Here is a 23,592-nt window from a genome sequence, read left to right on the forward strand (position 1 = left end):
TCATTGTGATCGAAATCAAAGTACCGGAATTAGCAGAGTCCATTACGGAAGGAACGGTCGCGTCGTGGCTTAAACAGCCAGGCGACCACGTTGAAAAAGGGGAAGCCATCGTCGAACTCGAGACGGACAAAGTCAACATCGAAGTGCCGGCCGATGAGTCGGGCACGCTCGACGAGCAATTGGCGGCCGAAGGGGACACGGTCCAAGTCGGACAAGTGATCGCCCGCCTCAGCTCAGGATCGGGCGGCGGTACGGCTGTCGCGACGAAGATAAAAACGGAAGCGGCGACAGAGACAGCTCCGGCACCGGCCGAGACGAAAACAGAGGAAGTCGGCGAAGCGAAGAAAGTCGAACGCCGTGAAGAGCACGTGGCGAGCCCAGGCAAAGGACCAATCGCGACACCTGCGGCCCGTAAATTGGCCCGTGAGAAAGGCATCGACTTGTCGGCGATCCAAACGAACGACCCGATTGGCCGCATCAACGTCCATGATGTGACGAACCACGAGTCGAAACCGGCACCGGCACAAGCACCACAAGCGCCAAAAGCACCGGCAGCGGCACCGCAGCCGGCAGCGAGCGGCAAAGATGAAGAGCGCATCAAAATGACGCGTCGTCGTCAAACGATCGCCAACCGCCTCGTCGAAGTGCAACAGACGGCAGCGATGTTGACGACGTTCAACGAAATCGATATGTCGGCTGTCATGGCGCTCCGCAAACGTCGCCAAGAGAAGTTCGTCAAAGATAACGACGTCAAACTCGGCTTCATGTCGTTCTTCACGAAGGCGGCCGTCGCGGCGCTCAAACGGATGCCTTACTTGAACGCAGAGATTCAAGGCAACGAGATCGTCTTGAAGAAATACTATGACATCGGCATCGCCGTGTCGGCTCCGGACGGCCTCGTCGTCCCGGTCGTCCGCGAAGCGGATCGCAAAAACTTCGGTGAGATCGAGAAAGACATCTTGCACCTCGCCGATAAAGCCCGCAACAACAAGCTCGGGTTGAGCGACCTCACAGGTGGCACGTTCACGATCACGAACGGTGGCGTCTTCGGCTCACTCTTGTCGACACCGATCTTGAACGGACCACAAGTCGCCATCCTCGGGATGCACTCGATTCAACTCCGTCCGATTGCCATCGACGCAGAGACGATGGAGAACCGTCCGATGATGTACGTGGCCCTCTCGTATGACCACCGTATCGTCGACGGTCGTGAGGCTGTGACGTTCCTCAAGCACATCAAAGACATGATTGAAGACCCAGAACAATTGTTGTTCGAAGCATAAGCAAAAAATCCATGTCGCGTCCGCGACATGGATTTTTTTATGTGAGCGATTCATCGAGCGTGATTTGATTTTTTCCGTTCGCTTTGGAGCGGTAGAGCGCCTGGTCCGCCCGTTCGATGGCGGCGTGCGGCACCGTTTCTGTCTGCCAGAGCGAGGCGCCGATACTGGCCCCGACGGTTGCCGTCCCGCTTTCAATAGCGATCGGTTTGGACAGGGACGCGATAATGTCTTCGCCGATGCGTGTGATGGAGTGTCCGCTCTGTCCATTCCGTTCGAACAAGAGGAAGAACTCGTCACCGCTCAACCGGACCGGATAGGCACCGTCGAGCGTCACACGTTTCAATCGTTCGGCGATCTCAATCAAGACGACATCACCCGTGGCGTGGCCATACGTGTCGTTGACGGCTTTGAAGCCGTCGAGGTCGATATAGAAACAGACGTATTCGTTCTTCGTCGCCTGGGCTTCGTTCAAATAGTGACGGAGCGCCGTCCGATTGGCGAGTCCGGTCAAGACGTCACGGTTGGCGAGTGACTCGTAATGGACACGTTCCGACTCGGACTCGGTGAGCGACGTGACGAGTGACTCGAGGGCGAAGGCGAGCGTTTCGATTTCATGGATGCCCGACTGGTGCGGGAACGTCTTCGCTTTCCCTTGTTTCATGAGAGCGGCCGTCTCGGTGATGCGTTGTAGCGGTCGGGTCACAATCGAGGCGAGGAACCATCCTAGCGTGGACGTGACGAGCGAGGCGATGAGACCAATCCATAAGATTTTATTCTCAAGTTCGATGACCGGGGCGAATGCGACCTCGGTCGGCTGGCGAACGACGACGCTCCAACCGAGACCGGCGTAATCTTCATACCCTTCGCCGGTGGCGACACCGGTCAGATAAGACGTTCCGTCCTGCCATGTGTCGACGTGCCAGCCTTCCTTCAATGACGTCGGGAGCGGCTTGCCGATGAGATGATCTGGTCCGAGCAACACCGTGTTGTCGCGTCCGCTGACGACGAACAAGTCGGTGTAGTCGGATTGATGATGGAGCGTCCGATTGAAGTGGCGGAGCACTTCCTTGCCCCATTCCCAACTGAGGTGGGTCGCGAGTACACCTTGGAAGGCGCCGTCGCGGACGAGCGGGACGCTGATGTCGACGAACTGGAGCGGTTCGCCGCTAGGGTTCGGCAACAGTTCGGCGAGCAATACAGCTTCATGCACATCACCGATGAACGGCTCTTGCTGTGCATTTAGAAACACGGGACGTTCGCCAATCGAAGCGCCTTCTAAAATCCCGTTCGTCGACGCGACGACATTCCCTGATGCGTCGGTCACGCCCATCCATGAGAAAGCAGGGATGTTCGTCTGGACCTGGTCGAGAAGCGCCCGGCTCGAAGCAGGGTCGTTCAAGGCGTCGAGCCCTTGTAGCAATTGGATCTCTTGATAGCGCGACCACATGTAGAAGTCGAGCTTATCGACGAGCTGGTGCGACGTCATCGACAACCGTTCCCCGATCTCTGCTTCGAGCGAGGCGGCGGAGCGTTGGCTGGTCATGTACGTTAGCGTGATGGTGAGCAAAAAGACGAGTGTGGCGATGCTGAGCGCCAAGATCAGGCCGAGGCGCATCGAAAATGATTTCATGAACAAATTCCTCCTACACAGTGACAATCTCCACTCTGTTCATCGTCATCTTTGCCGTGACATGAAGCGAAGTTACGAAAAAACAAGGGTGATTTCGTGGAAACAGATAGCGCTTTCGTTATAATGAAAGACGAATCGATACAAATAGAGGTGAGACAAATGAAAAAGAATAAACTATTGGTCATCGCGACGCTGCTCGCGGTCGCCCTCGTGGCTGTCGTGGTCGTTCTCTTGAACCGCCCGACCGAACAAGCGGAGACGGCGGCACCGGTAAAGGCAGAGCATGTGTCGACCGAAGGACAGCCGACGCTCGGCGATGCGGACGCACCCGTTTCGGTCGTCGAGTTCGGGGATTATAAATGCCCGTCTTGTAAACAGTGGGGTGAGACGGTCTATCCGAAGTTGAAGCAAGACTATATCGACACAGGGAAAATCAGTTTCAGCTACATCAACGTCCTGTTCCACGGACAAGAGTCGATTTTGGCATCGCTCGCGTCAGAGTCGGTGTATAAGCAAGACCCGGACGCGTTCTGGGATTTCCATAAGGCGCTCTACGACGCGCAACCGGCGAGTCAGCAGCACGACGAGGCATGGGTCACGGTCGAGCGGTTGACAGAGATTGCGAGCGAGACGACATCGGTCGACGTGGCGAAGCTCGAGGACGATTTGAGTGAGAACTCGACGGTGCTCGACCAAGTGAGCCTCGATGACGGGCTCGTCAAAGAGCACGGTGTCCAGTTCACCCCTTCAATCATGATCAACGGGGTCATGCTCGAGGACCCGTTCGATTACGAGACGATTGAGCGATTGATTGAGCAAGGCACGCCATGAAGCAGTCATTCTTGACCCGTTATGGTCTGTATCTCGCTTGGCTCGTCGCCCTCATGGCGACGCTCGGCAGTCTTTATTTCAGCGAGATTCGCGAGTTCGTGCCATGTGAGCTCTGCTGGATTCAACGTATCTTTATGTATCCGCTCGTCATCTTGCTCGGGGTCGCCGTGTTCACGGACGACCGGGCGGTGAAGAAGTATGTATTGCCGCTCTCCATCATCGGAGGTCTGATTTCACTGTACCATTATTTGGTTCAAAAAGTACCCGGTTTCGCCGATATCAAACCGTGTGTCGCAGGCGTACCGTGCAACGTGCAATACATCAACTGGTTCGGGTTCGTGACGATTCCGTTCCTTGCCTTGACGGCATTTACTTTGATCACGCTCCTCGTCTGGCGCGTGAGACGCAATTGACAATGAAGGAGATGGAACGTGTGAAGAAATGGATGCTCATCGGATTGATCAGCTTGATGGCGGTGCTCGCCGCGTGCGGCCAGGAGATTGAAGACCCGCTCAATTGGGAGATCGAGTCGTTCGACTATATGAATCAAAATGAAGAGATGGTTAGTCTGGACGATTTGAAGGGCAAAGTTTGGATGGCCGACTTCGTCTTCACGAGCTGTGAGACGGTCTGTCCACCGATGACGTACAACATGACAAAGCTCAATGAGGCGCTCGTTGAGGAAGGTGTCGAGGACGTCCAGTTCGTGTCGTTCAGCGTCGATCCAACCGTCGACACGCCAGATAAAATCAAAGAATTCATGGCAAACTACGACTTGGCACAGGCTGACTGGCAGTTCTTGACGGGCTACTCGCAGGAGGAGATTGAGGCGTTCGCTCAACAGAACTTCAAGGCGCTCGTTCGTAAACCGGCAGAGGGCACGCAAGTCGATCACGGGACATCCTTCTACCTCGTCGACCAAGATGGGAAGATCATCAAAGTGTATCCCGGTTTCCAAGACGTACCGCTCGAGGATATCGTGAACGATATCAAGATTTTAAAAGAATCATGAGACGGCCATGTGCCGTCTTTTGCTGTATTCAAAAACAGGGAAATCGGCGTTGGTACCGTATAATGAAAACGTAGAGGAGTTGATGAACATGAAGAAGACATTATTATTTTCATTGATGGGCATGGCAGCCGTGACGGGGACCGTGCTCACCCAATATAAACCGCTCGGGAAAAAGCCGAAAACGCTACGGTCGCCGAACCTCGTGAACGGCAAGTTCCGCAATCAGCTCGAGACGCCGATGCGGTTTTCAACGGACGACATGATCTCGATGTCGAAGGAATATTTGAACCCGGACTCGCTTCGGAAACCGAGTGAGCGGTTGCCGGTCGTCCCAATCGACTTCAGCGAGAAACTCGGCTCGAGCTTCACCCGCATCTATTGGCTCGGCCATTCGGCGATGCTCGTCCAAATGGACGGCAAGACGATGCTCGTCGACCCGATGTTCGGCCGGAGCCCGTCGCCGCTCCCGTTCGCAAAGAACGAGCGGTTCAGCGAGGACTTGCCGTTCGAGCTCAACGACTTACCAGATATCGATGTCGTTCTGCTCACGCATGACCATTACGATCATTTGGACTATGCGACGATCCAAACAATCAAAGACAAGGTCGCGGTCTTCATCGTCCCGCTCGGTGTCGGCAGCCACTTGAAACGGTGGGGTGTCGGGGCGGAACGCATCGTCGAACGTGATTGGGGCGAGACGTACAACTTCGGGCCATGGACGTTCGTCTGCACGCCGGCTCGGCACTTCTCGGGCCGCTCGCTCACGGACCGCAACACGACGCTCTGGGCGTCATGGGTCGTCCTCGGTGAGACGGATCGCCTGTTCTTCAGTGGGGACGGTGGATACGGGCCGCACTTTAAAGAAATTGGTGATGCGTACGGACCGTTCGACTTCGCAGCGCTCGAGTGCGGCCAATACGACGAGCGTTGGCCGGACGTGCATATGCAACCGACTGAGACGGCACAGGCGTTCCGTGACGTGCGGGCCGACAAGATGCTCCCGATCCATTGGGGCGCGTTCACGTTATCGTTCCATGCCTGGTTCGACCCAGCCGAACAGATGGTGGGGCTCTTACCACGAGAGGACGTGCTCACGCCGCGAATCGGTGAGCGGATCACGCTCGACGGACGGAACGACACGACCAACTGGTGGCGTGACATCGAAGACATGAACAAGCGCTGACCGAATTCGGTCAGCGCTTTTGTCACGAAGAGAGGCGTTCGGCCTCGTCCGTTTCGATATGAAGTTTGTGTTTGCGCGTGTAGATGAGGAACGCACCCGTCATGAGGATCGAGCTGATCCCGAACAAGACGACCATGAGCTGTAAGCCGATCAAGTCGAGGAAGAAGCCGGTGACGAGTAACACGACTTGGAAGACGATCCGGTCGAGCATGTTCCGGAACGAGAAGAAACGTCCGTGATAGTCTTTCGGCATCCGTGTCTGGAAAATCGTCACCGCCGTCGGGAAGAAACAGCCGACCGAGAAGCCGAACAAGACGAACGCCGCGATCGAGACGGCCGGGATGTCGGCGAAGTAAAGCATGAGCTGGGCGACCCCGATCAAAAACGAGAACGTGAACAAGATGGAGAACACGGAGAACTTCTCACCGATCCGTTTGATGAGGAACGCACCGACCATGAAGGCAATCCCTTCGGCCGTGTAAATCCATCCTTTGATCGCCGTCGAGTCCTGTAGCTCGCTAATGTTGATGACGAGTAAGTTGAACCCGCCGATGAAGAGGAGCGGGATGAGCGTCATGACGAGCGTCATAAAGATGACCGGAATCGATTTGATGATCGGAAAGACGTCCTTAAACCCGCCGGACGACTTGGCGTCCACTTTCTTCGCAGACGGGACGGTCGTCTCGTCGATCTTCAAGAACCACGTCGCGACGGCGAGGAGCAGATAAGCGACAAGCGAGAGCGCGTAGACGTCCCGAAGTGAGATGAGCGTGAGCAAGATGCCGGCGATGGCCGTCCCGATGACACGCGACAGCGTCGACACGTTCATATGCACCCCGTTCAAGGCGAGCAACTCCCGTTCTTTGACGATGAGCGGGATGGCCGCCTGGAGCGCCGGGAAGTAGAACGCGGCCGACCCTTGCAGGAAGACGAGGAAGACGACCATCCACAGCACGCTTCCCGTCTCGATGGCGACGAACATGAACAGGACGCTCAGCGCCCGGACAATACTTGAGATGAGCATGATTTTCTTTTTCGAGCCTTGGTCGGTGAGACGGCCGGCGAGCGGCCCGATGGCGACCCCGGCGAGCAATCCGCCAGCGAGGATGAGCGCCTTGACGAAGTCAGACGGCACTTTTTCCTGCATGAACTCCAAGTTGCCGATGATGCCGAGCCAAAGCCCGAGACCGGCGACGAACTCCCCGGTCAAGATGATCCAGACGTTGCGATTTTTCCACATATGGTTAAGTCCTCGATTCTTATTAGCTAATAATAATTATCCTTCAGAACGATTTAGAAAGCTACAAAAAAAGAAGCCGGGATTCGGCTATACAAATATGCATTTTTGTAATACAATGTATTACAAAGGAGGTCGATCATATGAGTACAATATCTGTTCGACTCGACGAAGAGGATGCTCGTCTCATTAGAGAGTATGCGAAAACAAAGAATCTTACCCTTTCCACTCTCGTCCGCGATGCTGTTTTAGAACGAATTGAGGATGAACTCGATTTAAAATTGTATCATGAAGCGATGAAGGCTCATCAAGAGCATTCTGAGGCAATTTCATTTGACGACATGATGAAGGATTTAAACTTGAAATGAAAGTTTATCAAGTCGCATTCGAACGAAATGCTCAAAAAACATTGAAAAAGATGGATCCCCAACAGGCGCGGATCATCATGGCCTGGATCAAGAAAAACTTGGTCGGAACAGATGATCCTCGCCGTCATGGGAAAGGGTTAGTTGCCAATCACTCTGGCGAATGGCGGTATCGCATTGGTGATTATCGTCTAATTGCAGATATTCAAGACGAGACAATCACAATTCTCATTTTAGAAATCGGTCATCGCAGAGATATCTACAAGTAAAAAATTGCGTATACATAAGGTTTTTTTAAGAAAACCCTAAAAAGCATTCGTCCAAATATGGGCGAATGCTTTGCTTTTATTCGTTTAACATCAGATATCGCAGTTATCGTCCGTGCACGTCGCGCCACCCGAGAGCACTTGAAGCGTCGGTGCCGATTCGGCCCACGTCTTCTCAAGCACTTGTGTGAACGCCTCGGTCGGTTGCGCGCCAGAGACGCCATATTTTCCGTCAAAGACGAAGAACGGGACGCCGGTGATGCCGAGGTCGCTTGCACGCTTCTCTTCAGCGCGAACGTCTTCCGTGTATACGTCTGAAGCGAGCACGTCTTTCACGGCGTTAGCATCGAGTCCGACACTTGTCGCGATCTCGACGAGGACGTCGTGGTCGCCGATATGTTTCGCGTCGACGAAGTACGCCTTGAGGAGCGCTTCTGACAGTTCTTTCTCTTTGCCGACCGTCTTCGCATAGTGCGTCAATCGGTGCGAGTCGAGTGTGCCCGTGACGACCATGTTGTCGAAATCGTACTCAAGTCCGACGGTGCGGGCCTGGGCGGCGACTTGTGCCGTCGTGCCTTTCGCCTGCTCGAGCGGCATGCTGTATTTCTTCGCGAGCGCTTCGTAAATCGAACGCGAGTCGGTCGTCGGGGCGTTCGGATCGAGCTCGAAGCTCTTGAACTCCACCTCGACGTTATCCGCGTGCGGGAACTGTTCGAGCGCTTCTTCTAGACGACGCTTGCCAATATAACAGAACGGGCAGACATAGTCTGACCAAACTTCAATTTTCATATTCAATCCCTCCTACAGTCAGTGTAGGATGTCTTGAATTCGAAGTAAATCAATGTGCTCACGAAAAAAGCCCTCACGAGGAGGACTTAGAAGACATACCAGAACACGCAGACGAAGTGGGCGAAACTGCCGAACAAGATGAACAAGTGGAACACCTCGTGGAAGCCCCAACCGCGCCAGTTGACGAACTTCGGTTTGAAGCCGTAAATGAGTCCGCCAATCGTGTACATGACGCCACCGAGGATGAGCCAGAAGATGCCGGCGTTGCCGATGACGTTATGGAGCGGTCCGATGAAGAAGACCGATAACCAACCCATGCCGATATAGAGCGCTGTCGACAAGAAGCGCGGGGCATGGAACCAGACGAGCTTGAAGACGATGCCGAACAAGGCGAGCGCATGGACGGTGCCGAACAATACCCAGCGCGTCGGACCTTCGAGCGCGAGCAAGGTGAGCGGGGCATACGTCCCGGCAATCAAGGCGTAAATCATCGCATGATCGATTCTCCGGAAGAAGGCGATGACGTTCGGTGAGGCGATGATGCTGTGGTAGAGGCCGGACGACAAGTAGAGGAAAACAAGGCTGATGCCGAACAAAATCGCGGCCATGATGGCGAGCGGCTCGCCGAGCAGTGACGCTTTCACCGTCATCGCAATCAACGCGACGAACGCGAGCACGGCACCGGCCAAGTGGGTCAGTGCGTTAATCGGTTCCCGAAAAATCGAATTCATGCTAAACACTCCTTATTACGTCATGTAGTATCCATAACTACATGATAAGCTGTATACTGAAAAACAACAAGGTTTTTGTTTCGACAAATCCGGTTTGTCCGTATACTGAAGGGGAGGTGATTGAATGAAACCGCACGAGATAATAGAGACGGAAGGGACGCTGCCGAAGCAGGTGCTCCCGACGATTGACTTATATATGGACCAGGTCATCCAGTTGTTCGAGCAACATTATGGGAAGATGAAGCGAAGTGACGACGAGACGATTTTGACGAAGACGATGATTAACAACTACGCCAAGGGCAAATTGTTCCATCCTGTCAAAAACAAGAAGTACACGAACGAGCACTTGATGTTGCTCAGCCTGATTTACGAGATGAAAGGGCTCTTGTCAATCAACGACATCAAAGAGACGCTTCGCCCGCTGAACGAGTCGGACGAGGGCTTCTCGCTCGAGGACTTCTATGACGCGTACCAAGTTCAGAAAGAGCAGAACATGCAGGCGTTCGAGGCGCAAGCCGAGACGCTCCTCGCCAACGTACGCACGAACGAGACGAACGGCATCCAACAGTCGCTCGCCATCGCCTCGGCCGTCCATATGAGCCACTTGTTCCAACGGCTCGCTGAACAGTTGATTGATGAAGGCAAATAAAAATGTCCCCTAGAATCCGATTGGAGTCTAGGGGACATTTCATTTCAGACGATCGCGTTCGAAGCGCTCACCTTTGTTGTACAGTTTGATGACAAGAAGTGGTGCTGCATAACTGATGGTCACGAGAACGAGTAGCGTCCAGAAGAGATTATAATCTAACATGAGACGCTCATACGCAAACGATAACAACAAGATGACAGCGATATGAATTACCGGGTGGAGGTGCCGGAACAAGGCGTTGAGCACACTACTGATGAATACAGTCAAAATTACGAGCATGAACAAGCCGAACGCAATCAACAGCCACATGTAATCCATAAGTCACCGCCTGGTTAATTATTGATGTACTTCTCGAACACGTCACCGAAGTCTTTGCGGTTCCACTCGTGATAGTGACCTTTGAGCCAGTCGAAGCTTTGTTCGTTCAATTCCTTGAACGTCGACGCCACGTTCATGTCGCCTTGGCGGAGCCCGCTCAAAATCGACACCGAGTGCGTGAGTGACGCGTTGGCATACTCCATCATCTTCCGGCCTTCACGTTGCTTCTCAGCGATGGCGAGGAGCGATTTGTACAAGTCTTTCACATGCTCGATTTGTTTCTTGTTCACGTCGATCGAGTACGGCTTGTCGCCGATGGTGAACTTGATCTCGACGTCCATGTCGACCGTACCGGCTGTCTCGAACATGACGTTATTCAATGGGAAATGGGCGTAAGGATAACGGTACAAGACGCGTTTCGAACTCATCGCACTCGTCCCGTCCAGGTGGATCATCGCCAAGTTTGTGAAGCAGTACTCGTCCGATTTCGATTTGATCAAGAAATAAATCTTCTCGTTGTCCTCATGCAGGACGTAATCATCCGAATCCGCTTTATCGAAATCTTTCGGGTCGATGACTTCGCCGATATCGCTGAAGCCTGTCAAATCAGAAGCTAGTTTTTTGAACATGTACAATCTCTCCTCAGTAGTGGATTTTGTGCATCTCGTTCGGATCAGACCCGGTCCGCTCGTCGCGGTTGAGTCCATCGATCGCGTGCATCTCTTCTTTCGTCAACGTGAAGTCGAATACCTCTATATTCTCGCGAATCCGGCTCGGCGTGACCGATTTGGGGATGACGGCGACGCCGTTCTGCAAGTGCCAACGCAAGATGACTTGAGCCGGCGACTTCCCGTACTTATCAGCGATCTCGGTGATGACCGGGTCCTCGAGCGCCTCACGCCCTTTCATGAGCGGGCTCCACGCCTGAATCTGGATATCGTACCGCTGGCAGAACGCGATCAATTCTTTTTGGGACAGGTATGGGTGGATCTCGACTTGGTTCACCGCCGGTACGATCGAGCACGACTGGATAATCTGTTCAAGGTGGCTGATCTCAAAGTTCGAGACCCCGATAGCCCGAACCTTGCCTTCCTCATACAACTGTTCGAGCGCTTTATACGTCTCGACGAACTTTCCGAAGCGCGGCATCGGCCAGTGAATCAAGAACAAGTCGACATATTCGAGCCCGAGCCGGTCGAGGCTATCTTGAAACGCTTGGAGTGCCTCGTCATAGCCGTGGAACTCGTTCCACAGTTTCGTCGTCACGAAGATGTCTTCCCGCGGGACGCTTGACTCGCGAATCGCTTGGCCGACGCTCTCCTCGTTTTGATAGATGGCCGCCGTGTCGATTAACCGATAGCCGGTGTCAAGCGCCGCTTTGACCGTGTCGACCGTGACTGCACCGTCTTCCACTTTGTACACGCCGAGTCCGAGCATCGGCAGTTTCACATCATTGTTGAGTGTTGTCCATTCCATAAATTGATTCCCTCCCTCTCACCTCTTACGTTACCGAAAATCGTCCGGAAGTGAAAGCGAAAGCTACAGCCGAATACTTTCGCCGTGCGCCTTGATCACGATTTGATCACGTTCAAGCTTTGCCGCGGCGACGAGTCGCTCATACGGCTCTTCGACCGGTTCATATGACAAGACGAACGTGTCCCAATGCATCGGGAAGAAGCGTTTTGCTCCGCTCTGTTTGAACATCGTCCATGCCTGTTCCGGCGTGCAGTGCGCTTCCTCGAACGACTCGGGTTGATAGGCCCCGATCGGGAAAAAGGCGAGGTCGATCGGCTCTTTGTTCGCGAGCCCGTTAAACGACTCGGTGTACGCCGTATCCCCGGCGAACAGCATGCGGACGCCTTTATATTTCAAGACGTAGCCGTTATAACCCATATGTTTGTCCCATGGGAAACGATTGCCCCAGTGGGCGACAGGGATCGCTTGGACGTGGAGCCCGTTCGCGAGCGTCAATTTGTCGTGTGGATGCATCTCGAGCGTCTGTAAGCTCGGATATTTACGCAACAGTTTGCTCGTCCCTGGAGCCGAGATGACGACCGTATCGCGATTGATGAGTAGCTTCAGGCTCTTATGGTCGAAGTGGTCCATATGGGCGTGACTGAGCAAGATGACGTCGACGTGCCCGATTTCCTCGATCGAGAGGGCGGGGGCGGTATGGCGTTTCATCCCGAACGTGACCGGGCCGACGTGGACCCCAATCCGGTTCGAGAACACCGGATCGGTCAAAATCTTTAATCCGTACCAATGGATGAGCACGGTCGAATGGCCGACCCAGGTGGCGCCGACCATCGTCTCATCGAACGAGGCGAGGTCCGGCTTGACCGTCGGGACTTTGAAGGCGGGGCGAGGCAGTCTTTGTTTGAATCGTGTATATAAGAACGTACCGACGCTCGCTAGGACAGCGCTCGGGACGAGTAGGTTTCGTAATTTCATGGCAGTCACCTCATCATCTAAGTTGGTTTAATCATACCGCTCGCATGACGCGCTTGCATCCGCCGGAAGGTGTAGAAAAAATCGGAGATTGTGGGGCACCCCCTTGCGAATCCGCTTTCAATTTGGTACGGTTGCAATAACTTAGGAAAGGAAGGTACAACGTGCCATGAAAAAGTCACACGCCCTCAACTGATGAAACGAATCATCACTGTTCGCACGAACAGTCACGGGTGAAGTGTGTCCAATTTCAGGCTACGGAGGTAACCCTTCTTTCCGCTTGACCGGAGCTCTTCACACCATCGCTTTTGAGCGGATGGTGTTTTTTGTTTCATCGCGTATCCGAACAATTAGCGAGGTGAAACAATATGTTATCAATCCAACAAGTCCGGTTCGACCACGACCGGCAACCATTATTCGACAACGTCTCGTTCGACGTGGCGGCAGCAGAACGGGCCATCTTATTCGGACAGAACGGGTCCGGCAAGACGACGCTGTTCAAGCTGCTTATCGGCGAGCTGACCCCACAGGCAGGCACGATCGACGTCTTAGGTTCGGTCGGTGTCGTCGAACAGACGGTGTTTGACGGAGAAGAGACTGCGCTGGACTACGTCATGCAAGGCGACCCGCAGCGCTATCCGCTCTACATGGATGTCACATCAGGTGACACGGCGCGCGTGCTTGAAGCATACGACGAGGCGCTCGCAACTGACGCCTTCGGACTCGAGCTTGAGGCGAGACGAGCGCTCAAACGGCTCGGTCTCGACGCACAGGACTCGATCCGGCTCCGCGAGTTGAGCGGCGGTGAACAGACACGGGCCCAACTTGCTCGGCTCACGATGCGACATGTCGATATCGTCCTCTTAGACGAGCCGACGAACCATCTCGATGTCGACTCAATCGAGTGGCTGACGCGCTGGGTGAACGAGTTTCCGGGTACGGTGCTCGCCATCTCCCACGACCGCCAGTTCATCGACGATGTTGCGACGGTCATCCTTGAATTAGACGAAGGGAAAGTCGTCCGCTATCCTGGCAACTACACGGCCTATAAACACCAGAAGGCCGAGGAACGTGTACGCGACGAGCGAGCCCATGCCCGCTACGTAGCGCGGAAGTCGGAGCTGCTTGATATGATCGCCCAATATAAGGGGTGGCATTTGAAAGCGAAAGCGACGGCGAGCGTACGGAGTCCCGGCGCGCAAAAAGGAGCGGCGAACCTCGCCGTCAAAATGAAGGCAAGGGAACGTAAGCTCGAGCAACTCGAAGGTTCTCGGCCCGATCGCCCGAAAGACGCGGCCCATGTCTCCGTCCGTTTCCAAGCCGACCCGCTCGAGGCGAAGACGTGGATCACGGTCGACGACGTCTCGTTCGGTTATGAGGAACCCCTCTTTGAGCACCTCTCGTTCACGGTGAACCGGGGTGACCGCATCTCCATCGTCGGTCCGAACGGAAGTGGGAAGACGACGCTGTTGAAACTATTGATCGGCGAACTCGCACCGGAGGCAGGGGACATCAAGCGTCACCCGAAACTGAAGGTTGGCTATTTCTCGCAGACGCTCGCGCGATTGCCGAAAGACGGGACGTTGCTCGACGCACTTCTAGCCGAGAGTGACATCACAGAGACGGAGGCACGGACGCTTTTGGCACACTTCTTATTCCGCCGCGATGAGGTGTATAAGCCGATCCGTGACGCGAGCATGGGGGAGAAGTGCCGCATCGCCTTCCTCATCCTCTACTTCTCGGATGCGGATTTGCTCGCGCTCGATGAGCCGACGAACTATTTGGATGTGGCGACACGGGAGCAAATCGAAGCCGCACTCGACGTATACCGGGGCGGGTTGATCCTTATCTCGCACGACCGGACGTTCCATCGCTTGGCGGACCGGACGATCGAGCTCGGAAAGACGGTGCGCGTCCTTGAGTCGGGTGATACAAAGCCGCCGGTCGACGTCGACGCGACGCTGCGGACGCTCGAGACGCTGACGAGCGAGCCGCAAATTTTCTTCGACGAGGCAGGAAACGGGATCCCCCTTGCCGAATCGGAGAAGGGACGAAACAAATAGGGGTGGAAGAACATGAAAGAAGAAGTACGGGTATCACGGGCCGCATCACGGAAACGGAAACGGTTTTGGCAATCAGCGACGGTGGTGTTGTTGATCGCCTCGCTCATCGGCGTCATCGCTTTCGCGGCGCTCATGGACTCGAAGAAGTCGGCGTTGCCGGAGACGGACGACATCGCGACCGAATCGGTCAACAGTGAGACGGAAGCGACAGAGGAGACCGAGGCGGAAGCAGAGGCTGACGAGACCGACGGGGTGTTCGTCTATATCGCGGCGCCGTATACGAAAGTGTTCGCTGATGACCGGGTGACGGTCATCTATGAGGCCGACCTCGGCGACCGTTTCGAACAACTCGAGGCCGTCAGTGGTTTCGTCAAGCTCCAATTGAACGAGCGGACGACCGGTTGGGTGACGGAAGCGCAAGTGACGAAAGAAGCGACGAGTGTCTCGGACGAAGATGTGACCGCGGCCTGGAAAACGGTCGTCCCTACGGCCGACCCGGCGACGCTTGAATGGCTCGGACAAGATATCTCGAGCGTCCGCGCCACGCTCGGGGCCCCGAAAGCCGTCCAGCGTGACCAAGTGAACGAATATCATTTCTATGACGGTTTCTTCTTGATGGTGCGTGACCAGCAGGTGAAGGCGATCGACTGGGACCGCCAAGCGGTCGCGACGCCTGATATGACGGCGACGAGCAGTCAAAATGCCGGCAGTTGGTATGAGGGCGAGACGCGACAATTGAAGTTGTTCCCATATGACGGGGTCATGCGGGTCCGGCTCGAACAAAAATAACTGCGATCGTCGAGAGGACATCCCTTTCGACGATTGTTTTTTATGTATTCATTCAAACATACGTTTGAATGTTAAAGGAGAAAGGTATAGAATGAAAGGGAGAGGAGGGGATGGTATGGGTGCACATCACGATCACCACGGACATGACCACCATCATCACCATACGACGAACCAACGGGCATTATTCTGGTCGTTCGTCCTGATTGCGACGTTCATGGTCGTCGAGGTCATCGGCGGATTATGGACGAACAGTTTGGCGCTCTTGTCGGATGCGGGCCACATGCTCAGTGACGCAGCCGCGCTCGGTCTCAGTTTTCTCGCCGTGCGGTTCGGGGCACGGCAGGCGACGCCGGAGCGCACGTTCGGCTATCGACGGTTCGAGATTTTGGCGGCATTCGTCAACGGATTGACGCTGCTCGTCATATCCATCTACATTATCATCGAGGCGTATCAGCGCTTGTTCGCCCCACCTGAGATTTTGAGCGGGGGCATGCTCACGGTCGCCATCATCGGACTGCTCGTCAACGTACTTGCGGCCTGGCTGCTCATGCGGGGGGAACGTGACAACTTGAACGTCCGCAGTGCACTGTTGCACGTGTTCGGCGATTTGCTCGGCTCGGTCGGTGTCATCACGGCGGCCGTATTGATTATGGCGTTCGGTTGGACGCTTGCCGACCCGATCGCGAGTCTGTTCGTCGCTGTCCTGATTTTATTGAGCGGCTACCGCGTGACGCGGGAGGCGATCCATATTTTGATGGAAGGGACACCCGACCAAATCGACGTCGTGGCGATGCAACGTGAACTCGGTGGCGTCGATGGCGTCAAAGAAGTCCATGACTTACATGTCTGGTCAATCTCATCGAACGAATTCGCCGTCACGTGCCACGTCTTGATCGAGGCGGACACGGACGACCAGCGCGTCTTGCGTGAGGTGACGAAACGAATCCGAGAGTTCGCCACGTTCGAGCGTTCGACTGTTCAAATCGAACGGGAAGCACAATGTTGTGAAGAGCGGACGATCTGGTAAATAAACAAGCGGTCCCTGACAAGAGTCGGGGACCGCTTTCGTTATGGTTTCAAGACGACTTTGACACAGTCGTCCAAATGATCATTGAACATCTTGTACGCATCAGCTGCCTGCTCGAGCGGCAGACGGTGCGTGATGATATCGGTCGGGTCGAACTTCTTGTCGACAATCATTTGGAACAGCTCAGGCATGTAGTGAATGACCGGCGCTTGTCCCGTCCGAATGCTGACGTTTCGGGTAAAGAAATCACCGAGCGGGAACTGGTTGTAGTTCATCGCGTAAATCCCTGTCAATTGTACGGTACCGAACTTACGCACCGCTTCTTTCGCGACTTTGATGGCGCTGAGGGTTCCTCCTTGGACCATCAACTTTTGTTCGACTTTCTCAATCGGTGATTTTTTTCCGTCGAATCCGACACAATCGATGACCACGTCAGCCCCGCCGTTTGTAATTTCATAAATATACTTGCCAGTATCGATCGGGTCTTTCATCAACACGGTCTCGACATTGTTAGAGAGTTTAGCCCGGTTCAACCGGTAGATTTCCGGGTCGACGGCGATGACGCGTTTCGCACCACGCACCCAGGCTAATTTTTGTGTCATCAAACCGACAGGACCTGAGCCGAGGATGACGACCGTGTCTCCCGCTTTCATACCGGCATTCTCTAGACTCCACCATGCTGTCGGAATAACGTCCGACAAGAACAAGAGTGCCTCGTCGTCTAGTTCACATGACTCTGGGATAACAAGCGGCATGAAGTTTCCATATGGCACTTTTAAGTACTCGGCCTGGCCCCCTGGATGGTTCCCGAACTGCTCCGTGAAACCGAAGTAGCCGCCTGCATCGGTATGAGGAGCATGGTTCGAGTTGTCGCACTGGCTCTCCATTTCATGCTCACAGTAGTAACAGTGTCCGCAAGAGACGTTAAACGGTAAGACGACACGGTCGCCTTTCTTCACTTTCGTCACATCCGGACCGACTTCTTCGACAATTCCCATCGGCTCGTGACCGATCACATAGCCATGACGGGTCGGCATATTTCCTTGGTAAATATGCAAATCGGATCCGCAGATGGCCGTTGACGTGATTTTGACGATAATCTCTTCCCGGTTCTCAATCTCCGGGTCTTTCACATCCTTGACTTCAATGTTTTTTGCTCCTTGATAGGTGACAGCACGCATATGTCCACTTCCTCCTTTTTTTGAAAACAGGTAAGTTACAACAAGAGTACTGTACCCTTCTTAAGCGCCTGCGAATCCGATTTATGGGGAACATAGGAAAAGGGGCTCACTGGGGAGCCCCTTTCCCGATGACGTCGATGACGACAATCTCCGGTGGATTGAACACACGCGGTACGCTGACGCTATAGTTGAAGCCACGCCCGATGACGTGTGTGAATGATTCGTGCTCGTACAAGCCCCCGGCGTACTTCGGGAAGAAGCCTTGGTCCGGCGCATACAGCCCGTTCAATAAATAGGGAATTCGAACCTGTCCGCCGTGGGCGTGGCCTGACAGGACGAGGTCAAACGGTAAGGCGGCGTACGTCTCGACCTGTTCGGCCCGGTGAGACAAGAGCAGGCTGAAAGCCGTTTCCGTGTCAACTTCACCGAGCGAGGTCAAAGCTGTTTCTTCCCAGCTCGCATGAATGTTTTCCGTGTATGTCCGGAGCGGGTCTTCGAGCCCGCCGATGAGGATGTCGACGCCGTTGACATTGATCGACGCGGTCTCGTTCTCGAGCACGGTCACGCCATAGGCGCGGAAGACGTCTTTGACGTCGTGACGGACGAAATCGTCCGAGCCGTCGATCTCATGATTGCCGGTCACGAAATACATCGGCGCGATGCCTTGTAAGCCTTTGATCAATTCAAACGAGGCGTCAGGTGAGCGGAACCGGTCGAGAATATCGCCGGGAAGGGCGATCAAATCGGGTTCTTGTTCTCGTACTTTGTCGATCAAGACACGTTGGTCGTCCCCGTATGAATAACCGTGCAAGTCGGACAACAAAATCACCCGGAACGATTGACCGGTCTCAAGTTTGTCGGATTCGACCTTATAATTTCGAATGGTCAGTCCGTTATAAAAAGCAGCGAGGAGGAACGCGACCCCGACGCCGATCGTCACATATTTACGTTTGCCTTTGAACATCATCCGCCTCCTCTCCTTGTCTATCGTTCCTTCATTCTACTCCGTAGAGTAGGGAGACGCAAAAAAAAGCCCGCTCGGAAGCGGGCCATCGAATTATGCTGCTTTGGCAGTCAACTTGACGTCGACGTTGCCGCGTGTGGCTTTCGAGTACGGGCAAACTTGGTGTGCCGCTTCGACGAGACGTTCCGCCGTCGCTTGATCCACACCTTTGATCTCGACTTCGAGTTCGACCGAGATGAAGAAGCCTTCATCGTCTTGGTTAAGTGTCACGTGTCCTGTGACGTTCGTGCCATCTGTTTTAATACGTTCTTTGCCGATAACGAGGTTCAAGGCGCTACCGAAACATGCCGCGTAACCTGCTGCGAAGAGTTGCTCCGGGTTCGTCGCTTCGTCCGCGTGTTTTGAGCCAGGCATTGAGACGTTCAAGTCGATGACGCCGTCCGTCGATGTGACGCGACCTTCGCGGCCACCGATTGCAGTTGCAGAAGCTGTGAATAATGGTTTCATGATTCAATTCCTCCATTTCGTTTTTAGGCAATTAAGTTGTGCACAATCTAATTATAGAGCAGTCAAACAGATAATCAAATGATATGCTTGTCCTAAGACTATAGCCGGAGGAAATACTATGAAAAGTTCGTTAACATTAGAGCATCAGATCTGTTTTCAGCTCTATACCGCTTCAAAAGAGCTTACAAGATTATATCGCCCGATTTTGGCGCCGTTAAACCTGACATATAGCCAGTACTTGGTCATGCTCGTCTTGTGGGAAGAAGACAATATCGATTTGAAACAGCTCGGGGATCGACTCACGCTCGATTCGGGCACGTTGTCACCGCTCGTCAAGCGGCTCATGCAACTCGATTACGTGGAGAAAGTGCGGGCGACCGACGACGAGCGCCGTGTCCTCTTGTCACTCACGCCGTCCGGGAGCGCATTGCGTGAGCAGGCCGAAGAGGTACCGCTCAAAGTGAGTGGTATGCTGAATATAGATGAAGCGACGTATATCGCTTATATGGAGATGCTCATCGACATCAAGGCGCGCTTGCGTGCGTTCGGTGAGCGAGAGGAGTAAGTTTTCGAAAGGAGACGCGATGTTTCGTAAACTAGTGATTTTATTGCTCGCGATCGGCATGTATGCGGCCTGGAAGTATGAAGTACCGAACGTGTCGGCGCCGACGAGCATTCAAGTGAAGTCGACGGAAGTGGCGGAGGAGCAACAAGAACGCTCGACCGACGCCCCGCGCTTCACGAGCCAATATGCCGGGCACGACTGGTACTTGCTCGAGAAGAGCGGTGACCGTAGCCTCGAGTTGATCGATGCTGACGAATCGAAGCAAGGCCAATATCAGTTCGAGACGGGCAGCATCTTTGAAGGGCTCATCGTGGGCGAGACGACACGACAACAAGTCGAGCAAATCGGTTTCGATGAGGTCAAGTCGTATAATAAGGGACTCAAACGCTATTTGATTCCGGACGACCCGTCATTCAACGTCTATGCGATCGACGACGACTATGTGACGCTCTTCTTCGATCAGCACGATGAGGACAAGCTAAAGGCCGTGCTCACTGTCGACCGGGACGTCGAGGAGTCGAGTGACGGCTATTACGGCGACGTGTCGGAAGACAATCTCGTCGCGAACGAACAGTTGATGCGGATGCTCATGAACTGGGACCGTCAGAAGTTCGGATTGTCGGCGCTCGCTGACTACGAACCGCTGCTCCCGGTCGTGCGCGCCCATAGTGAGAACATGGCCCGCAACAACTTCTTCAGCCATACCGATCCCGAGGGCCGCGACCCGTTCGAGCGGATGAATGAGGCCGGCATCGCCTACTCCCTCGCCGGAGAGAACTTGGCGATGGGGCAGATGAGCGTCTTCCACGCCCACTGGGGACTCATGAATTCGCTCGGCCACCGGGAAAACATTTTGAAAGATGGTTTCACGCACGTGTCGGTCGGCCTCGTCTATAATGAAGAATCAAGTCCGTTCTACACGATCAACTTCATCACCCCACGCTAAAAAAAGGATGGTTCGCCGGATTTCGGTGGACCATCCTTTTCCTTATAACAGACGTTTGACCGCCGTCTCGATCTCGTCCGGTGTCGTCTGCGGCGAGAACCGTTCGATGACGTTGCCTTTCCGGTCGACGAGGAACTTCGTGAAGTTCCATTTGATCGTCTTCGAGCCGAGCAGGCCAGGTGCTTCTTTCGATAAGTATTGGAAGAGCGGGTGGGCGTCTTTCCCGTTCACGTCGACTTTGGCGAACATCGGGAACGTCACGCCGTAGTTCAATTGACAGAACTCGCTGATTTCCTCGTTCGAGCCCGGGTCTTGATTGCCAAACTGGTTGCACGGGAAGCCGAGGATATGGAACCCTTGCCCCTGGTAACGTTCATATAATTTCTCGAGCCCCTCGAGCTGTGGTGTGAAACCGCACTTGCTCGCCGTGTTGACGATCAACAGGACGTCCCCCTCGTATTTCGATAGCGGTTGGAGCTTGCCGCTCATGTCGGTCGCTTCATATTGATAGATCATGTTGATTCCCCCTTTTTGTTTTCATTATACCAATCGGAATTTCAAGACACGACTTTGAACCGGTTGTTCGCAATCAAATTGTCATGAAATGATGAAGTCGTTGTTACAATGAAACATGATGGACGGCGTATAATGAGACTCGTTGTAGAAAGGAACGGTGTTATGTACATACTGAAAAATGAATTTATATGGATTAGTTTGATCCTGATTGGCTTATTCTTCTCGAGCGCGACCCCGTATTCGGACCAGAGCATCGTCTCACCGCTCGAACGGTTCGATTGGACGTGGGCCGAACCGGTGCTGTCGACCGTCGACTTCGAGTACGCCGGAGGACCGGTGTCGCTCGAGGCGAAAGGGAGCGTCGGCTTGATTGAGTTCTTGATTCGGAAAGCGGCGCACTTCACCGTCTTCTTCGCTCTCGGGGCACTTCTCGTCAAAGCCGTGTCGCGGACAAGACTCCATGCCGGTCTGACAATCTTGTTTGCCTGGACGCTCGCGAATACGGTCGCCATCTTTGATGAGTTCCATCAAAGCCTGACGCCGGAGCGGACGCCGCTCATTCAGGATATCCTGCTCGACAGTTTCGGGGCAGGCTGTGGCGTCCTTCTCGTTGGCGGTTATTATTTGTGGAAACACGGCCGGACGAACCGGTCGCGATCGGGGTATGTCTCCCCAAGGTGGTAAAAAAATCATATAGGTAGTTATTTGAAAAGCGCTTTCAAGAAGTGCTTTTCTTTTTTATTTATAACGTTTTTGTGACATGGGGAAATGAGAAATCCCTTTATACCCCCATTTTTAAACGTATAAAACCTAAAACAGGTCAATGTAATGCGAATGAAATATAAGTGTAAAATAACTTTAGGTTTAGATTGCTATAATGAGTCTCAGAGCGATACAGGAATTCGCTTTTTAACTTATAAATTATTCGATCTATTTTATATAGAAATTCACAGAACTCAGCGGAGGGAAGCACATTGGTTAACTTTAAGAAACTTGCAGCAACCGTCACTTTAGGAGCTCTTCTCATTAGCGGCACGACACCTGGCTATGCAGCGTCACTTACAGACAAACAGAAAAAGGTGCAGCAGCAACAACAAAAGAATAGCAGTGAACAGAGCAAAGCGAACGCCTCGATCCAAAAACGTGAACAGGCAATCAGCAAAGAGCAGCAAGAAATCAACAAGTTAGATGCTGAACTCCAAGACGTCATCAACGACGTCGTGCAAAAGAAAGCTGAGATTCGTGCGACACAACAAAAAATCGCAGCCCTTCAAAAGCAAATCAAACAATATGAAGCGAAGATGAAGGCGCAAGAAGAGCTCATGAAAGAGCGCATGGCCACAATGCAAAAAAATGGCGGCGGTTCGATCGACTGGGCAGAGTTCATCTTCGGTTCGAAAGACTTCGGTGACTTGCTCACACGCATGATCACAGCTGGTACAATCCAAGAGAACGACAAGCAGATCTTCGAAGAGTACCAAGCGACAAAAGAGAAATTGGCGAAAGCGCAAGCTGAATTGAAAGCCGAGCGCGACGCTCTCGTGAAACAAAAAGAAGAACTCGAACAACGTCAAAAGACGCTCAACAAGAAAATGAAAGAGCGCGCAGCGAAGATCAAGAAACTCAACGCTGAAAAAGTGAAGTTCGAATCGAAATTGGTGAGCCTCCAAGAAATGGAGTCAACACTCAAGTCACAAGAAAAAGCCATCAAAGCTGAAATGGAAGCACAACGTCGTGCGGCCGAAGAAGCCAAACGTGCGGCAGCGGCAGCAGCGGCAGCGAAGAAACAACAGAGCTCAAACTCTGCTGCGAGCGCAGTCAGCACGCCGACGGCATCGGCATCAGCTTCAGTACCAGCAAGTGGTGGCATGTTCCAACGCCCGGCGAACGGTCGTCTTTCACAAGGTTGGGGCGCGGCGAGCGGTGCGAACGGCTACTCGTTCCACAACGGACTTGATATCGCGGGACCAGTCGGAACGCCGATCAATGCGTCACAAACAGGTACGGTCACACGTGCTGGATGGGGCGGCGCCTACGGCAACCACGTCATCATCACGCATGTGTTGAACGGGCAGGTCTGGACGACAGTGTACGCACACATGAGCTCGGTATCGGTATCAGCCGGCCAACGTGTGACACAAGGCCAAAACATCGGCGCGATGGGTAGCACAGGGAACTCGACTGGCTCACACTTGCACTTTGAGATTCACCGTGGCGGTTACTCGTACTCATCTTCGAGCGCGGGCAACACAGTCAACCCAGCTTCATTCTTCTAATAAGCCTATACAAAAA

General features: G+C 53.7%; 27 protein-coding genes. 15 read left to right on the forward strand and 12 right to left on the reverse strand.

Annotated elements, in window-relative coordinates:
* The first annotated feature begins 5 nt into the window (after nt 1–5).
* Nucleotides 6–1,283: a 2-oxoglutarate dehydrogenase complex dihydrolipoyllysine-residue succinyltransferase gene (gene odhB / locus KNP64_RS00310; protein WP_214791741.1), complete on the forward strand. Its 1,278-nt coding sequence runs from the start codon at nt 6–8 to the stop codon at nt 1,281–1,283.
* A gap of 37 nt (nt 1,284–1,320) precedes the next feature.
* On the opposite strand, the gene KNP64_RS00315 is transcribed toward odhB, so the two are convergent.
* Nucleotides 1,321–2,913, reverse strand: a complete 1,593-nt coding sequence (locus KNP64_RS00315; RefSeq protein ID WP_214710436.1) for a diguanylate cyclase domain-containing protein — start codon at nt 2,911–2,913, stop codon at nt 1,321–1,323.
* A gap of 159 nt (nt 2,914–3,072) precedes the next feature.
* On the opposite strand from KNP64_RS00315, the gene KNP64_RS00320 reads away from it, so the two are divergent.
* From KNP64_RS00320 to KNP64_RS00335, 4 genes are all read left to right on the forward strand, one after another.
* The gene (locus KNP64_RS00320) at nt 3,073–3,744 is read left to right on the forward strand and encodes a DsbA family protein (RefSeq protein ID WP_214791739.1); all 672 of its coding nucleotides are present in this window, start codon (nt 3,073–3,075) and stop codon (nt 3,742–3,744) included.
* Nucleotides 3,741–4,157, forward strand: a complete 417-nt coding sequence (locus KNP64_RS00325; protein WP_214791737.1) for a disulfide oxidoreductase — start codon at nt 3,741–3,743, stop codon at nt 4,155–4,157. The genes KNP64_RS00320 and KNP64_RS00325 overlap by 4 nt, the downstream gene beginning before the upstream one ends.
* An 11-nt stretch (nt 4,158–4,168) precedes the next feature.
* Nucleotides 4,169–4,756, forward strand: coding sequence for an SCO family protein (locus tag KNP64_RS00330; protein WP_214791809.1), 588 nt, complete (start codon nt 4,169–4,171; stop codon nt 4,754–4,756).
* An 88-nt stretch (nt 4,757–4,844) separates the two neighbouring features.
* A complete protein-coding gene (locus KNP64_RS00335) occupies nt 4,845–5,939 on the forward strand; it encodes an MBL fold metallo-hydrolase (RefSeq protein ID WP_251126231.1) in 1,095 nt (364 codons plus the stop codon).
* Between the two features lie 22 nt (nt 5,940–5,961).
* Here KNP64_RS00335 and KNP64_RS00340 read toward each other — a convergent pair whose 3' ends face one another.
* The gene (locus tag KNP64_RS00340) at nt 5,962–7,179 is read right to left on the reverse strand and encodes an MFS transporter (protein ID WP_214789439.1); all 1,218 of its coding nucleotides are present in this window, start codon (nt 7,177–7,179) and stop codon (nt 5,962–5,964) included.
* Nucleotides 7,180–7,319: 140 nt separating this feature from the next.
* Between KNP64_RS00340 and relB the strand changes: the two genes are divergently transcribed.
* Both relB and KNP64_RS00350 read left to right on the forward strand, forming a co-directional pair.
* On the forward strand, nt 7,320–7,544 hold the full coding sequence (relB, locus tag KNP64_RS00345) for a type II toxin-antitoxin system RelB family antitoxin (RefSeq protein ID WP_029335717.1): 225 nt from the start codon (nt 7,320–7,322) through the stop codon (nt 7,542–7,544).
* Nucleotides 7,541–7,810 carry a type II toxin-antitoxin system RelE family toxin gene (locus KNP64_RS00350; protein ID WP_214710439.1) on the forward strand — a complete coding sequence of 90 codons (270 nt, stop codon included), beginning with the start codon at nt 7,541–7,543 and terminating at the stop codon, nt 7,808–7,810. The genes relB and KNP64_RS00350 overlap by 4 nt, the downstream gene beginning before the upstream one ends.
* A 90-nt stretch (nt 7,811–7,900) precedes the next feature.
* On the opposite strand, the gene KNP64_RS00355 is transcribed toward KNP64_RS00350, so the two are convergent.
* Both KNP64_RS00355 and trhA read right to left on the reverse strand, forming a co-directional pair.
* Nucleotides 7,901–8,596 carry a DsbA family oxidoreductase gene (locus KNP64_RS00355; RefSeq protein ID WP_214791735.1) on the reverse strand — a complete coding sequence of 232 codons (696 nt, stop codon included), beginning with the start codon at nt 8,594–8,596 and terminating at the stop codon, nt 7,901–7,903.
* Between the two features lie 86 nt (nt 8,597–8,682).
* On the reverse strand, nt 8,683–9,327 hold the full coding sequence (trhA, locus tag KNP64_RS00360; RefSeq protein WP_021066766.1) for a PAQR family membrane homeostasis protein TrhA: 645 nt from the start codon (nt 9,325–9,327) through the stop codon (nt 8,683–8,685).
* A gap of 124 nt (nt 9,328–9,451) precedes the next feature.
* Between trhA and KNP64_RS00365 the strand changes: the two genes are divergently transcribed.
* Nucleotides 9,452–9,976: a DUF1836 domain-containing protein gene (locus KNP64_RS00365; protein ID WP_214707982.1), complete on the forward strand. Its 525-nt coding sequence runs from the start codon at nt 9,452–9,454 to the stop codon at nt 9,974–9,976.
* Between the two features lie 39 nt (nt 9,977–10,015).
* Here the strand turns inward: KNP64_RS00365 and KNP64_RS00370 are convergent, their stop codons facing one another.
* From KNP64_RS00370 to KNP64_RS00385, 4 genes are all read right to left on the reverse strand, one after another.
* Nucleotides 10,016–10,294, reverse strand: coding sequence for a hypothetical protein (locus KNP64_RS00370; protein WP_034776686.1), 279 nt, complete (start codon nt 10,292–10,294; stop codon nt 10,016–10,018).
* 14 nt (nt 10,295–10,308) lie between these two features.
* Nucleotides 10,309–10,923, reverse strand: a complete 615-nt coding sequence (locus tag KNP64_RS00375; RefSeq protein WP_021066768.1) for a PH domain-containing protein — start codon at nt 10,921–10,923, stop codon at nt 10,309–10,311.
* A 13-nt stretch (nt 10,924–10,936) separates the two neighbouring features.
* Nucleotides 10,937–11,770 (reverse strand): aldo/keto reductase, encoded by an 834-nt coding sequence (locus KNP64_RS00380; protein WP_214763717.1) that lies wholly within the window; start codon nt 11,768–11,770, stop codon nt 10,937–10,939.
* Between the two features lie 63 nt (nt 11,771–11,833).
* On the reverse strand, nt 11,834–12,745 hold the full coding sequence (locus tag KNP64_RS00385; RefSeq protein ID WP_214791733.1) for an MBL fold metallo-hydrolase: 912 nt from the start codon (nt 12,743–12,745) through the stop codon (nt 11,834–11,836).
* Between the two features lie 365 nt (nt 12,746–13,110).
* Between KNP64_RS00385 and abc-f the strand changes: the two genes are divergently transcribed.
* The 3 genes from abc-f (at nt 13,111) to KNP64_RS00400 (ending at nt 16,621) form a co-directional block, all read left to right on the forward strand.
* Nucleotides 13,111–14,805: a ribosomal protection-like ABC-F family protein gene (abc-f, locus tag KNP64_RS00390; RefSeq protein ID WP_214791732.1), complete on the forward strand. Its 1,695-nt coding sequence runs from the start codon at nt 13,111–13,113 to the stop codon at nt 14,803–14,805.
* A 12-nt stretch (nt 14,806–14,817) separates the two neighbouring features.
* Nucleotides 14,818–15,594 carry a hypothetical protein gene (locus tag KNP64_RS00395; protein WP_214791730.1) on the forward strand — a complete coding sequence of 259 codons (777 nt, stop codon included), beginning with the start codon at nt 14,818–14,820 and terminating at the stop codon, nt 15,592–15,594.
* A gap of 115 nt (nt 15,595–15,709) precedes the next feature.
* The gene (locus KNP64_RS00400) at nt 15,710–16,621 is read left to right on the forward strand and encodes a cation diffusion facilitator family transporter (RefSeq protein ID WP_214791728.1); all 912 of its coding nucleotides are present in this window, start codon (nt 15,710–15,712) and stop codon (nt 16,619–16,621) included.
* 41 nt (nt 16,622–16,662) lie between these two features.
* On the opposite strand, the gene KNP64_RS00405 is transcribed toward KNP64_RS00400, so the two are convergent.
* The 3 genes from KNP64_RS00405 to KNP64_RS00415 form a co-directional block, all read right to left on the reverse strand.
* A complete protein-coding gene (locus KNP64_RS00405; RefSeq protein ID WP_114165942.1) occupies nt 16,663–17,802 on the reverse strand; it encodes a zinc-dependent alcohol dehydrogenase in 1,140 nt (379 codons plus the stop codon).
* A 106-nt stretch (nt 17,803–17,908) separates the two neighbouring features.
* A complete protein-coding gene (locus KNP64_RS00410) occupies nt 17,909–18,766 on the reverse strand; it encodes a metallophosphoesterase (RefSeq protein ID WP_214791726.1) in 858 nt (285 codons plus the stop codon).
* A 93-nt stretch (nt 18,767–18,859) separates the two neighbouring features.
* Nucleotides 18,860–19,273, reverse strand: a complete 414-nt coding sequence (locus KNP64_RS00415) for an organic hydroperoxide resistance protein (protein ID WP_021066776.1) — start codon at nt 19,271–19,273, stop codon at nt 18,860–18,862.
* Nucleotides 19,274–19,391: 118 nt separating this feature from the next.
* Here KNP64_RS00415 and KNP64_RS00420 point away from each other — a divergent pair, with 118 nt between their 5' ends.
* Nucleotides 19,392–19,838 carry a MarR family winged helix-turn-helix transcriptional regulator gene (locus tag KNP64_RS00420; protein WP_021066777.1) on the forward strand — a complete coding sequence of 149 codons (447 nt, stop codon included), beginning with the start codon at nt 19,392–19,394 and terminating at the stop codon, nt 19,836–19,838.
* A gap of 19 nt (nt 19,839–19,857) precedes the next feature.
* Nucleotides 19,858–20,784, forward strand: a complete 927-nt coding sequence (locus KNP64_RS00425) for a CAP domain-containing protein (protein WP_214791724.1) — start codon at nt 19,858–19,860, stop codon at nt 20,782–20,784.
* A 42-nt stretch (nt 20,785–20,826) separates the two neighbouring features.
* Here KNP64_RS00425 and KNP64_RS00430 read toward each other — a convergent pair whose 3' ends face one another.
* Nucleotides 20,827–21,300: a glutathione peroxidase gene (locus tag KNP64_RS00430; protein WP_214791722.1), complete on the reverse strand. Its 474-nt coding sequence runs from the start codon at nt 21,298–21,300 to the stop codon at nt 20,827–20,829.
* Between the two features lie 162 nt (nt 21,301–21,462).
* Here KNP64_RS00430 and KNP64_RS00435 point away from each other — a divergent pair, with 162 nt between their 5' ends.
* Together KNP64_RS00435 and KNP64_RS00440 are read left to right on the forward strand one after the other, a co-directional pair.
* Nucleotides 21,463–21,984 carry a VanZ family protein gene (locus tag KNP64_RS00435; protein WP_214791720.1) on the forward strand — a complete coding sequence of 174 codons (522 nt, stop codon included), beginning with the start codon at nt 21,463–21,465 and terminating at the stop codon, nt 21,982–21,984.
* Between the two features lie 290 nt (nt 21,985–22,274).
* Nucleotides 22,275–23,576, forward strand: a complete 1,302-nt coding sequence (locus KNP64_RS00440) for a murein hydrolase activator EnvC family protein (protein WP_214791719.1) — start codon at nt 22,275–22,277, stop codon at nt 23,574–23,576.
* The last annotated feature ends 16 nt before the right edge of the window (nt 23,577–23,592 follow it).

Source organism: Exiguobacterium sp. s64, from assembly GCF_018618035.1.
In the GTDB taxonomy this organism is placed as follows: domain Bacteria; phylum Bacillota; class Bacilli; order Exiguobacteriales; family Exiguobacteriaceae; genus Exiguobacterium; species Exiguobacterium mexicanum_A.

Excerpts from the sequence above, each read along its gene's own strand:
- KNP64_RS00395 (WP_214791730.1), top strand. The coding sequence starts at position 14,818 with ATGAAAGAAGAAGTACGGGTATCACGGGCCGCATCACGGAAACGGAAA.
- KNP64_RS00435 (WP_214791720.1), top strand. The coding sequence starts at position 21,463 with ATGTACATACTGAAAAATGAATTTATATGGATTAGTTTGATCCTGATT.
- KNP64_RS00425 (WP_214791724.1), top strand. The coding sequence starts at position 19,858 with ATGTTTCGTAAACTAGTGATTTTATTGCTCGCGATCGGCATGTATGCG.
- KNP64_RS00370 (WP_034776686.1), bottom strand. The coding sequence starts at position 10,294 with ATGGATTACATGTGGCTGTTGATTGCGTTCGGCTTGTTCATGCTCGTA.
- abc-f (WP_214791732.1), top strand. The coding sequence starts at position 13,111 with ATGTTATCAATCCAACAAGTCCGGTTCGACCACGACCGGCAACCATTA.
- relB (WP_029335717.1), top strand. The coding sequence starts at position 7,320 with ATGAGTACAATATCTGTTCGACTCGACGAAGAGGATGCTCGTCTCATT.
- KNP64_RS00420 (WP_021066777.1), top strand. The coding sequence starts at position 19,392 with ATGAAAAGTTCGTTAACATTAGAGCATCAGATCTGTTTTCAGCTCTAT.
- KNP64_RS00430 (WP_214791722.1), bottom strand. The coding sequence starts at position 21,300 with ATGATCTATCAATATGAAGCGACCGACATGAGCGGCAAGCTCCAACCG.
- KNP64_RS00365 (WP_214707982.1), top strand. The coding sequence starts at position 9,452 with ATGAAACCGCACGAGATAATAGAGACGGAAGGGACGCTGCCGAAGCAG.
- KNP64_RS00400 (WP_214791728.1), top strand. The coding sequence starts at position 15,710 with ATGGGTGCACATCACGATCACCACGGACATGACCACCATCATCACCAT.
- KNP64_RS00355 (WP_214791735.1), bottom strand. The coding sequence starts at position 8,596 with ATGAAAATTGAAGTTTGGTCAGACTATGTCTGCCCGTTCTGTTATATT.
- KNP64_RS00335 (WP_251126231.1), top strand. The coding sequence starts at position 4,845 with ATGAAGAAGACATTATTATTTTCATTGATGGGCATGGCAGCCGTGACG.
- KNP64_RS00415 (WP_021066776.1), bottom strand. The coding sequence starts at position 19,273 with ATGAAACCATTATTCACAGCTTCTGCAACTGCAATCGGTGGCCGCGAA.
- KNP64_RS00320 (WP_214791739.1), top strand. The coding sequence starts at position 3,073 with ATGAAAAAGAATAAACTATTGGTCATCGCGACGCTGCTCGCGGTCGCC.
- KNP64_RS00325 (WP_214791737.1), top strand. The coding sequence starts at position 3,741 with ATGAAGCAGTCATTCTTGACCCGTTATGGTCTGTATCTCGCTTGGCTC.
- KNP64_RS00410 (WP_214791726.1), bottom strand. The coding sequence starts at position 18,766 with ATGTTCAAAGGCAAACGTAAATATGTGACGATCGGCGTCGGGGTCGCG.
- KNP64_RS00375 (WP_021066768.1), bottom strand. The coding sequence starts at position 10,923 with ATGTTCAAAAAACTAGCTTCTGATTTGACAGGCTTCAGCGATATCGGC.
- KNP64_RS00330 (WP_214791809.1), top strand. The coding sequence starts at position 4,169 with ATGGAACGTGTGAAGAAATGGATGCTCATCGGATTGATCAGCTTGATG.
- KNP64_RS00340 (WP_214789439.1), bottom strand. The coding sequence starts at position 7,179 with ATGTGGAAAAATCGCAACGTCTGGATCATCTTGACCGGGGAGTTCGTC.
- KNP64_RS00315 (WP_214710436.1), bottom strand. The coding sequence starts at position 2,913 with ATGAAATCATTTTCGATGCGCCTCGGCCTGATCTTGGCGCTCAGCATC.
- trhA (WP_021066766.1), bottom strand. The coding sequence starts at position 9,327 with ATGAATTCGATTTTTCGGGAACCGATTAACGCACTGACCCACTTGGCC.
- KNP64_RS00405 (WP_114165942.1), bottom strand. The coding sequence starts at position 17,802 with ATGCGTGCTGTCACCTATCAAGGAGCAAAAAACATTGAAGTCAAGGAT.
- KNP64_RS00380 (WP_214763717.1), bottom strand. The coding sequence starts at position 11,770 with ATGGAATGGACAACACTCAACAATGATGTGAAACTGCCGATGCTCGGA.
- KNP64_RS00350 (WP_214710439.1), top strand. The coding sequence starts at position 7,541 with ATGAAAGTTTATCAAGTCGCATTCGAACGAAATGCTCAAAAAACATTG.
- KNP64_RS00385 (WP_214791733.1), bottom strand. The coding sequence starts at position 12,745 with ATGAAATTACGAAACCTACTCGTCCCGAGCGCTGTCCTAGCGAGCGTC.